General features: G+C 68.9%; 12 protein-coding genes and 1 tRNA gene. 11 read left to right on the forward strand and 2 right to left on the reverse strand.

The window, feature by feature from the left end:
• Positions 1-44 precede the first annotated feature (44 nt).
• The 6 genes from LV79_RS07550 to rplA all read left to right on the forward strand — a co-directional run bounded on the left by LV79_RS07550 (position 45) and on the right by rplA (position 4178).
• A complete protein-coding gene (locus LV79_RS07550) occupies positions 45-1142 on the forward strand; it encodes an aminotransferase-like domain-containing protein (protein ID WP_253833474.1) in 1098 nt (365 codons plus the stop codon).
• Between the two features lie 205 nt (positions 1143-1347).
• Positions 1348-1420, forward strand: a tRNA-Trp gene (locus LV79_RS07555).
• 63 nt (positions 1421-1483) lie between these two features.
• Positions 1484-1906 (forward strand): preprotein translocase subunit SecE, encoded by a 423-nt coding sequence (secE, locus tag LV79_RS07560; RefSeq protein ID WP_253833476.1) that lies wholly within the window; start codon positions 1484-1486, stop codon positions 1904-1906.
• 52 nt (positions 1907-1958) lie between these two features.
• The gene (gene nusG, locus LV79_RS07565; RefSeq protein WP_253833483.1) at positions 1959-2798 is read left to right on the forward strand and encodes a transcription termination/antitermination protein NusG; all 840 of its coding nucleotides are present in this window, start codon (positions 1959-1961) and stop codon (positions 2796-2798) included.
• Between the two features lie 115 nt (positions 2799-2913).
• Entirely contained in the window at positions 2914-3345 is a 432-nt protein-coding gene (gene rplK / locus LV79_RS07570; protein ID WP_253833484.1) for a 50S ribosomal protein L11, read from the forward strand.
• Positions 3346-3458: 113 nt separating this feature from the next.
• A complete protein-coding gene (gene rplA, locus LV79_RS07575) occupies positions 3459-4178 on the forward strand; it encodes a 50S ribosomal protein L1 (RefSeq protein WP_253833485.1) in 720 nt (239 codons plus the stop codon).
• Between the two features lie 51 nt (positions 4179-4229).
• On the opposite strand, the gene LV79_RS07580 is transcribed toward rplA, so the two are convergent.
• Positions 4230-4451, reverse strand: a complete 222-nt coding sequence (locus tag LV79_RS07580; protein WP_253833487.1) for a hypothetical protein — start codon at positions 4449-4451, stop codon at positions 4230-4232.
• A gap of 146 nt (positions 4452-4597) precedes the next feature.
• On the opposite strand from LV79_RS07580, the gene LV79_RS07585 reads away from it, so the two are divergent.
• Positions 4598-5113 (forward strand): hypothetical protein, encoded by a 516-nt coding sequence (locus tag LV79_RS07585; protein ID WP_253833489.1) that lies wholly within the window; start codon positions 4598-4600, stop codon positions 5111-5113.
• Here LV79_RS07585 and LV79_RS07590 read toward each other — a convergent pair.
• Positions 5110-5883: a hypothetical protein gene (locus LV79_RS07590; RefSeq protein WP_253833491.1), complete on the reverse strand. Its 774-nt coding sequence runs from the start codon at positions 5881-5883 to the stop codon at positions 5110-5112. The genes LV79_RS07585 and LV79_RS07590 overlap by 4 nt on opposite strands.
• 269 nt (positions 5884-6152) lie before the next feature.
• Between LV79_RS07590 and rplJ the strand changes: the two genes are divergently transcribed.
• The 4 genes from rplJ to LV79_RS07610 all read left to right on the forward strand — a co-directional run bounded on the left by rplJ (position 6153) and on the right by LV79_RS07610 (position 9461).
• Positions 6153-6713, forward strand: coding sequence for a 50S ribosomal protein L10 (gene rplJ, locus LV79_RS07595; protein WP_253833500.1), 561 nt, complete (start codon positions 6153-6155; stop codon positions 6711-6713).
• A 62-nt stretch (positions 6714-6775) separates the two neighbouring features.
• On the forward strand, positions 6776-7162 hold the full coding sequence (gene rplL, locus LV79_RS07600) for a 50S ribosomal protein L7/L12 (protein ID WP_204449085.1): 387 nt from the start codon (positions 6776-6778) through the stop codon (positions 7160-7162).
• 440 nt (positions 7163-7602) lie between these two features.
• Positions 7603-8676 carry an ABC transporter ATP-binding protein gene (locus LV79_RS07605; protein WP_253833502.1) on the forward strand — a complete coding sequence of 358 codons (1074 nt, stop codon included), beginning with the start codon at positions 7603-7605 and terminating at the stop codon, positions 8674-8676.
• Positions 8673-9461, forward strand: a complete 789-nt coding sequence (locus LV79_RS07610) for an MlaE family ABC transporter permease (RefSeq protein WP_253833504.1) — start codon at positions 8673-8675, stop codon at positions 9459-9461. The genes LV79_RS07605 and LV79_RS07610 overlap by 4 nt, the downstream gene beginning before the upstream one ends.
• Position 9462: the final 1 nt, after the last annotated feature.

Genomic DNA, 9462 nt, shown 5'->3' on the forward strand with positions numbered 1-9462 from the left:
GACCCCGACGGCCATGCCACGCCCGGTTCATCTAGATTCCACGCGTGACGGCATCTGAACTCATCTCCTTCGCCCGCGGCGCCCCCTCCCTCGACATCATCGACGTGGAAGGCCTCAAGGCCGCCGCGGACGCCGCACTCACCAAGTCCGCTGGCGCCGCGCTCGGCTACGGCACCGCGGTCGGCTACCTCCCGCTGCGCAAGCACCTCGCCGACCAGCACGGTGTCGACGAGAACCAGGTCCTGGTCACCAACGGCTCGATGCAGGCCGACGCGTTCCTGTTCGACCAGCTGGTCACCGCCGGTCAGCCGGTCGTCGTCGAGCGCCCGACCTACGACCGCACGCTGCTCGGCCTGCGCCAGCGCGGTGCCGACGTGCGCCCGGTCTCGCTAGCGGTCGACGGCATCGACACCGACGAGCTGGCCGACCTGCTCGCCGGTGGCTTGCGCCCGACGTTCGCGCACATCATCCCGAACTTCCAGAACCCGGCGGGCTACACGCTGGGCCTTGCCAAGCGCAAGCGCTTGCTCGAGCTGGCCGAGCAGTACGACTTCCTGATCTTCGAGGACGACCCGTACGTCAAGATCCGCTTCGCCGGTGAGCCGCTGCCGACCATGCTCGAGCTCGACGAGGGCCGCGGCCGCGTGGTCTACGCCAGCTCGTTCTCCAAGACGGTGGCCCCCGGCACCCGGGTCGGCTACCTGGTCGGACCGGCCGCGCTGATCGACAAGATCCGCGTCGCCGCGACCAACACCTACATCTCGCCGAACATGCTGGCGCAGGCGATCGTGCACCAGTTCGCCATCGGCGGCCGGTTCGAGTCCGCAGTGGCCACGGTCAACGCGGCACTGGCCGAGCGCGTCCAGGTGCTGTGCGACTCGCTGGCCGAGCACCTGCCCGAGGCGAAGTTCACCGCTCCCGAGGGCGGCTACTTCATGTGGGTGGAGCTGCCCGACAGCATCGACGTCGGCGAGCTGCTGCCCGCCGCGGAGGAGCGCGGGGTGACGTTCGTGAAGGGCACCGACTTCCTCCTGGAGGGCGGCCGCTCGACGATGCGGATGGCCTACTCGGGCGTGCGCGTCGACGAGATCCCCGAGGGCATCGCCCGGCTCGCCGCCGCGGTCCGCTCGCTGGGTGCCTGATCGTCCCGCCGGTTCGCCGTGTTCTTGATCACCACGGCGAACCGGCAGGTCAGGGCCTTGATCGGGGCTCGGTTTAGGAGCTGCGGTACCGGTACCGTATGCTCTCGTGCTTGGAACGACTTGACCGTCCCCCTCGGGCTTTCCGGTGGGGATAGTGGAGTGCGTCCGAACGCGGTCCGCCGGTAGAGTGGCCAGCGGAGTGCGAAGGGGTGTAGCTCAATTGGCAGAGCAGCGGTCTCCAAAACCGCAGGTTGCAGGTTCGATTCCTGTCGCCCCTGCGTTGAACGTCCGGTCCGGTTGACCCCGCGCCGGGCCGGGTAACACCATCGAGCGGAGGAAGCGTGGCCGAGGACCAGGACCGGGAAGAGGGGCAGGAGCGCCCATCTCGTCCGTCCACCGCCGCTGCCCGGCGTGAGCGCCGGGGCGCGGCTCGACCGGCCGCGCGCAAGGACGCCGACGGCAAGCCCGAGGCGCGGGCGAAGGCCAGGCCGGAGAAGTCGGCCAAGGCCGACTCGACCGCCGCCGACCGCAAGGGCCGCCCGACGCCCGCTCGTGACCGCAAGGACGACAAGGGCTCGATCTTCGGCCGGATCTCCCGCTTCCTGCGCGAGGTCGTCGCCGAGCTGCGCAAGGTCATCTGGCCGACCCGCAAGCAGCTGATCGGCTACACCGCCGTCGTGCTCGTCTTCGTCGCGTTCATGGTGGCGCTGGTCGCGGGCCTGGACGTCGGCTTGGGCAAGGGCGTGTTCTGGCTGTTCGGCTGAGTCCCCGCCGCCCCGCCGGACACGTGCTGCACGAAAGGAAGCGAGACCAACTGTGACCTCCGAGAACGGCGCGGCCCCCGCGAGCGACCTGACCCTCGCCGATGACCCCGCCGAGAGCACCGACGAGGTCAGCACGGACGAGGTCGTCGAGGCGGACACCGAGGAGGCCGACGCCGAGACCTCGGTCGAGGCCGAGGACGTCGACGACGCGGACGATGACAACGACGACGCCGACGCCGATGACGACGTGGCCGCCGAGGCCGCGCCGATCGACGCGTCCCCGGCCGACCCGGTCGCCGAGATGCGCGACGCGCTGCGGTCCGCGCCTGGCGACTGGTACGTGGTGCACTCCTACGCCGGGTACGAGAACAAGGTCAAGACCAACCTCGAGACCCGGATCCAGACCCTCGACATGGAGGACTACATCTTCCAGGTCGAGGTGCCGACCGAAGAGGTCACCGAGATCAAGAACGGCCAGCGCAAGCAGGTGCAGCGCAAGGTGCTGCCCGGCTACATCCTGGTCCGGATGGAGCTCAACGACGGCTCGTGGTCCGCGGTCCGCAACACCCCGGGTGTCACCGGGTTCGTCGGCGCGACCTCCAAGCCGTCCCCGTTGACCATCGACGAGGTGCTCAAGTTCCTCCTCCCGCAGGTCGAGGAGGCCAAGCCCGCCGCGGCCAAGGGCTCGTCGACCGGTGGCGGCCGCGGTAGCACGGTCGAGGTGGACTTCGAGATCGGCGAGTCGGTCACCGTCATGGACGGCCCGTTCGCCACGCTGCCCGCCACCATCAGCGAGGTCAACGCCGACGGGCAGAAGCTGAAGGTCCTGGTGTCGATCTTCGGCCGGGAGACCCCGGTCGAACTCTCGTTCAACCAGGTCTCCAAGATCTGACCGGTCCGAGGGATCGGACCGGGCAGGCACACCGCGCGACGCTGCCATTCGTCGGCGGTGTGTCCACCGCGGCGCCGCACGCGCCGCACACCGGAAGCCACAAGGAAGCACGAAAATGCCACCCAAGAAGAAGAAGCTCGCAGCGATCATCAAGCTGCAGATCAAGGCGGGTCTGGCCAACCCGGCTCCGCCGGTCGGCCCCGCGCTCGGTCAGCACGGCGTCAACATCATGGAGTTCTGCAAGGCCTACAACGCCGCGACCGAGTCGCAGCGCGGGACCGTCATCCCGGTCGAGATCTCCGTGTTCGAGGACCGCTCGTTCGACTTCAAGCTCAAGACCCCGCCCGCGGCCAAGCTGCTGCTCAAGGCCGCCGGGATCGAGAAGGGCTCGGCAGAGCCGCACAAGACCAAGGTCGCCAAGGTCACCTGGGACCAGGTCCGCGAGATCGCCGAGACCAAGAAGACCGACCTCAACGCCATCGACATCGACCAGGCCGCGAAGATCATCGCGGGTACCGCCAGGTCCATGGGCATCACGGTCGAATAAGACCACCGCAGTACCCGTGGGAGGGCCACGCGCTGGCTCGCACCACACCTGATCCGCGCGCGGCGGGTCCGCTTCCCGGCCGGTCGCGCACACTTTCGTTAGAAGGAACAGCAATGGCAAAGCGCAGCAAGGCATACCGCCAGGCGGCCGAGCTGATCGACCGCGAGCGGCTCTACACCCCGCTCGAGGCCGCCCAGCTCGCCAAGGACACCTCCAAGGTCAAGCTGGACGCGACCGTCGAGGTCGCCATCCGCCTCGGCGTCGACCCCCGCAAGGCCGACCAGATGGTCCGCGGCACGGTCAACCTGCCGCACGGCACCGGCAAGACCGCCCGGGTCATCGTCTTCGCGACCGGCGACAAGGCCGCCGAGGCCGAGGCCGCAGGCGCCGACGCGGTCGGCTCCGAGGACCTGATCGAGCGCATCCAGGGCGGCTGGCTCGACTTCGACGCCGCGATCGCCACCCCGGACCAGATGGCCAAGGTCGGCCGGATCGCCCGCATCCTCGGCCCGCGCGGTCTGATGCCGAACCCGAAGACCGGCACGGTGACCCCCGATGTCACCAAGGCGGTCAACGAGATCAAGGGCGGCAAGATCAACTTCCGGGTGGACAAGCAGTCCAACCTGCACCTGGTGATCGGCAAGGTCTCCTTCGACCAGGCCAAGCTGGTGGAGAACTACGCGGCCGCGCTCGACGAGGTGCTGCGGGCCAAGCCGTCCGCCGCCAAGGGCCGGTACCTGCGGAAGATCACCTTCTCCACCACCATGGGCCCGGGCATCCCGGTCGACACGGCGAAGCTCCGCAACCTGCTCGAGGACGACGCCCAGGCGTAGTCCGTCGTTGTTCGTGGAAGAGGCCCCGCTCCGGCGGGGCCTCTTCTGCGTTCAGCCGACCCGCTTCTTGGCCCGGTCGAGCAGTTCCAGCGCCACCGCGCAGCCGACGACGACCGCGCCGGACACGATCCACCACAGCGGGTCGGGCAGCCGCAGCGGGAACGCCAGGAACGGGTCCCAGTCGAAGACCTTGGACACGAGGGGCAGCAGGCCCTCGTAGATCCCGACCAGGAACACCACCGCCTGCAGCCCGTCGTAGCCGCGCTCATCCATGCCCGCGACGGTAGGGCCGGTGGGCGTGCGGGCGAGTCATGCCACGGGGTGGGGGCCGTGTCGTCCCGCGGGGTGAGTCACCCGTCCCGGTGAGCCCGCGGTTCTGGCCGGGCGCGGGGTGGTGGGGGTCCGAAAAGATCGCCCGCATGAAGACTTCTCGGGTGTTGGCCGCCCTCGCGCTCGCGTTCAGCGCCGTCCTGGTTCCCGCCTCCGCCACCGCGTCCCCCGCGGCGCCGCAGACCGTCAGCGAGCCGCACTGCGGTGATTGGGTCGACTACAACGGCAGTGGGAACCGCCGGATGAAGAGCTGGCTGTGCTTCTACGACTCCGGCGACGGCGGCGTCTACCCGATGCTGTGGACCGAGTGCGGCTGGCTGGCGCTGTTCGGCATCGGCTGGGAGAAGCCGCCGAACGGCTGCCGAGTCTGGGAGCCCAGCTATTACGAGATCACGTTCCCCGACGGCACCAAGACCACCGACAAGACCTTCCCCGGTGCGTCCGGCTCGAACACCGCCAACTCCGCCGCCGAGGCGTACTCCTGCCAGGAGGGGCCCTGGCGCGTCTACTCCTACTACGGCGTGCAGATGAAGGACGTGCTCGGCAACTGGGGCAGCGGCGTCTCCGCGACCCACGAGGTCACCGTCGAGGTCAGCTGCCCCTAGCCGGTCGGCTCGACCGCGGTGGCCGGGCACGGGGTGGGTTCGTCGTCGTGGCGGATGATCGTCCACTGGTCGCCGCGGGAGCCGGGGATGACCTTGACGATGAACCGGCCGAGGCGGGGGCCGTCGTAGACCTCCATCTCGCAGGAGCTGATGACGACCGTGCCGTCCGTGCGGGTGGTCAGGTCCATCGACAGCGGGAAGCGCGGTTCGGCGTAGTCGTTGGCGCGGCCGACCTCGGCGTGCAGGCGCTTCACGGCGGTAGGACAATCAGGGGCGTTGAAGTGCCGGGCGAACTGGTCCTCTATCTCCTGGGTCTCGAACCGGGTGCACGCGTCCGGCAGCACCTCTTGCGCGATGTTGTCGTAGAGGGCGCGCACGGCTTCCTTGGCGGAGGTCGCGAAGAGGACTGTCCTGGTGGTCTTACCGCCACCGGTCTGCGAGGCCGGGAGGTCTTCGTCCGGGTTGCCGAGGTAGTGCTGATAGGCCCAGGAGAGGGCTAGCAGCGCGACCAGCAGGTAGACCAACCTGCGGAACCACTTAGCTAGCAGCAACCTCAGCCACAGCGGGCGCCGCTTCGGGCCGCTGGGCGGCGGGGGGAGCGTGCCGTCGGCCTGGCCGCGCTGGAACTCCTGGAACCGCTGGAACTCCTGGAACTGGCGCCACTGCTCCTCGTCGGGCATCGGCACGGCGGGGGGCTGCCCAGGCGGGCGGATCGCGGGCGGTCCGGCTGGCGGGTGCTCGTCGCGGTCCGGCTGCTCGTGATCGGCCATGGCGACCATCATGCCGTGTCCGTCGACCCCGGTTTGGCGCGCCGCGGGACTACGGCTAGTCTTGTGCCTGGTTCACCGAAGACCGCTGGTCCCCGTCACGTGAGTGGCGGGTGAAGGCCCCACAGACCGTGGGCGGCCCGCGCAGGGGGACATGGACAGTGCTTCCGGGTGTCTTGACACGCCCAGCCGCGCCCCGTGCCGCCTTCGCGCCGGGGCGTTCCTCGTTCTCGGGGGTCGACCAGCGACCCGAACACGAGAGGAGGCGACCCATGGCGAAGCCAGAGAAGGTGGGCGCTGTTGCCGAGATCGCGGACAAGTTCCGCACCAGCTCGGCCACCGTCGTCACCGAGTACACCGGCCTCTCCGTGGCCCAGCTGACCACGCTGCGTCGCGCTCTCGGCACCGGCACGACCTACCGTGTCGCGAAGAACACCCTGGTCAAGCGGGCAGCCGCGGACGCCGGGGTGGAAGGTCTGGACAGCCTGTTCATCGGCCCGACCGCCATCGCCTTCGTCGAGGGCGAACCGGTCGACGCCGCCAAGGCCATCCGCGACTTCGCGAAGGACAACAAGGGTCTGGTCATCAAGGGCGGCTACATGGATGGCCGCCCGCTCACGGTCGACGAGGTCGCGCGCATCGCCGACCTCGACAGCCGTGAGGTGCTGCTCGCCAAGCTGGCGGGCGCGATGAAGGGCAACCTCGCCAAGGCCGCCGGGCTGTTCAACGCCCCGGCCTCGCAGGTCGCCCGCCTTGCCGCGGCGCTGCAGGAGAAGAAGGCGGCCGCTGAGGGCGGCGCTTCCACTCCCGCTGACGACGCAGCCGAGAGCTGAACACCCCACCCGGAATAATTCGCGCCCGCTCAACCGGGTGTGTTAGTGAAAGGAACGCCACCATGGCGAAGCTCAGCACCGACGAGCTGCTCGACGCCTTCAAGGAGATGACTCTCCTGGAGCTCTCCGGCTTCGTGAAGCAGTTCGAGGAGACCTTCGAGGTCACCGCCGCCGCGCCGGTCGCCGTCGCCGCCGCCGCCCCGGGCGCCGCCCCGGCCGAGGCCGCCGAGGAGCAGGACGAGTTCGACGTCATCCTCGAGTCCGCTGGCGACAAGAAGATCCAGGTCATCAAGGTCGTCCGCGAGGTCGTCTCGGGCCTGGGTCTCAAGGAGGCCAAGGAGCTCGTCGAGGCCGCCCCCAAGGCCGTCCTGGAGAAGGTCGCCAAGGAGGCCGCCGAGGCCGCCAAGGAGAAGCTCGAGGCCGCTGGCGCCAAGATCTCCGTCAAGTAGTTCCAGCTTTCCCGAAGAGCCCGGCACCCCCACGGTGCCGGGCTCTTCGGCGTTCCCAGCCCGCGAACGCCCCGCCTTAACTGCCCCTGCTCCACCAAGTCCCTAGTGGCATGGCTACCCCCGCGCTCCACCAAGTCCCCACGCCAGCCCTAGCCCACCACCGACGACTGGCCAAGACCCCGCCAACGTTGCCCCGCCACCCGCCGACGACGTTGGCCGACACGCGCTCCACCACGGCGCTGGTGCCAAGTGCTCGATGGTGCACACCATGAGTCACGATCACTAGCCCATAGTTACGGTGTGGGCTAAGTCATAACCCGGTTGAGCGTATGGGGAGGGATCCGAGTACTTTTCCAACTCGGCAGTAACTTCGTAGTAACCCGGTTGGGTCGCCCTCGTTGTGCAGGGGTGAGCGGGGCGGGGACGGGTTGGGAGGGTCGATGGGCGCCGAGGTGGTCGTCGAGGGGCTGACCAAGTCTTTCGGGAGTCAGGCCATCTGGCGGGATGTCACGCTCACGCTGCCGCCGGGGGAGGTTTCGGTGATGTTGGGGCCTTCGGGGACCGGGAAGTCGGTGTTCCTGAAGTCCATGATCGGGTTGCTCAAGCCGGACCGCGGGCGGTGTGTGGTCAACGGGGTCGACATCGTGACCTGTTCGGAGGCCGAGCTCTACGAGGTGCGCAAGCTGTTCGGGGTGTTGTTCCAGGACGGCGCGCTGTTCGGGTCGATGAACCTCTACGACAACGTCGCGTTCCCGCTGCGGGAGCACACCCGCAAGTCCGAGGCCGAGATCAAGCGCGTCGTCATGGACAAGCTCGAGCTGACCGGGCTGCAGGGCGCCGAGCGCAAGCTCCCCGGTGAGATCTCCGGCGGCATGCGCAAGCGCGCCGGTCTGGCCCGCGCCCTGGTCCTCGACCCCGAGATCATCCTGTGCGACGAGCCGGACTCCGGCCTCGACCCGGTGCGCACCGCCTACCTGAGCCAGCTGCTGATCGACCTCAACGCGCAGATCGACGCCACCATCCTGATCGTCACGCACAACATCAACCTCGCCAGGACCGTGCCGGACAACCTGGGCATGCTCTTCCGCAAGGAACTGGTCATGTTCGGCCCGCGCGAGGTGCTGCTGACCAGCGACGAACCGGTGGTCGAGCAGTTCCTCAACGGTCGCCGCCTCGGGCCGATCGGGATGTCCGAGGAGAAGGACGCCGCCCAGATCGCCCAGGAGGAGGCGCACGCGGCGGCAGGTCACTCCGACGGGTCGTCCGAAGAGGACCTGCGGGGCATCGTCCCCCAGCTCGAACCCACCCCCGGCCTCCCCGAGCGCCAGGCCGTGCGCAGGCGCAAGGACCGCGTGATGCAGGTGCTGCACGCGCTGCCGACCGCCGCCCAGGACGGCATCATCGCCTCGCTCACCCACGAGGACCGCCTCCGCTACGGCCTCACCGCGCCGAGCCCGCGACCCGCGCACGACGACACCCAGGAGATCCCGGCCTGGCCGGGTGGTCGACCGTGACCGCCGCGACCAGGTCGTTCCCCGGGGCTGGCGCGCTGCGCGAGACCGGGAAGCTGTGCGCGCTGGGCATCGACGTGGTGGTCAACATCTTCCGGCGGCCGTTCCAGGGCCGGGAGTTCGTCCAGCAGTGCTGGTTCATCGCCAGCGTCACGATCCTGCCGACGGCGCTGGTGGCGATCCCGTTCGGCGCGATCGTCGCGCTGCAGCTCGGGACGTTGATCGTCCAATTGGGAGCGCAGTCGTTCACCGGAGCGGCGAGCGTCCTGGCGATCATCCAGCAGGCCGCGCCTCTGGTCACCGCGCTTCTAGTCGCAGGCGCGGGCGGTAGCGCTATCTGCGCTGACATCGGTTCTCGCACTATCCGCGAGGAGATCGATGCCATGGAGGTCCTAGGCGTCTCGCCGGTGCAGCGGTTGATCGTGCCTAGAGTCCTGGCCGCCATGCTCGTGGCCGTACTGCTCAACGGGCTCGTCAGCGTTGTCGGCGTCATGGGCGGCTACTTCTTCAACGTCGTCCTCCAAGGCGGCACCCCCGGGGCCTACCTCGCCAGCTTCTCCGCGCTAGCCCAGCTCCCAGATCTCTGGATCAGTGAGCTCAAGGCGCTCATCTTCGGGTTCATCGCCGGGGTCGTGGCCGCCTATAGAGGGCTCAACCCGAAGGGTGGGCCTAAGGGCGTGGGGGACGCGGTGAACCAGTCCGTGGTCATCACGTTCCTGCTGCTGTTCTTCGTCAACTTCGTGCTGACGGCGGTGTACCTCCAGGTCGTCCCGGCGAAGGGGAGCTGAC

It is taken from the genome of Actinokineospora globicatena (genome assembly GCF_024171945.1).
GTDB lineage: Bacteria > Actinomycetota > Actinomycetes > Mycobacteriales > Pseudonocardiaceae > Actinokineospora > Actinokineospora globicatena.

What these genes read in the sequence shown, in the direction of transcription:
- LV79_RS07585 (WP_253833489.1), top strand. Translation starts at nt 4,598, where the DNA reads ATGAAGACTTCTCGGGTGTTGGCCGCCCTCGCGCTCGCGTTCAGCGCC.
- rplJ (WP_253833500.1), top strand. Translation starts at nt 6,153, where the DNA reads ATGGCGAAGCCAGAGAAGGTGGGCGCTGTTGCCGAGATCGCGGACAAG.
- rplK (WP_253833484.1), top strand. Translation starts at nt 2,914, where the DNA reads ATGCCACCCAAGAAGAAGAAGCTCGCAGCGATCATCAAGCTGCAGATC.
- rplL (WP_204449085.1), top strand. Translation starts at nt 6,776, where the DNA reads ATGGCGAAGCTCAGCACCGACGAGCTGCTCGACGCCTTCAAGGAGATG.
- LV79_RS07590 (WP_253833491.1), bottom strand. Translation starts at nt 5,883, where the DNA reads ATGGCCGATCACGAGCAGCCGGACCGCGACGAGCACCCGCCAGCCGGA.
- LV79_RS07605 (WP_253833502.1), top strand. Translation starts at nt 7,603, where the DNA reads ATGGGCGCCGAGGTGGTCGTCGAGGGGCTGACCAAGTCTTTCGGGAGT.
- rplA (WP_253833485.1), top strand. Translation starts at nt 3,459, where the DNA reads ATGGCAAAGCGCAGCAAGGCATACCGCCAGGCGGCCGAGCTGATCGAC.
- LV79_RS07580 (WP_253833487.1), bottom strand. Translation starts at nt 4,451, where the DNA reads ATGGATGAGCGCGGCTACGACGGGCTGCAGGCGGTGGTGTTCCTGGTC.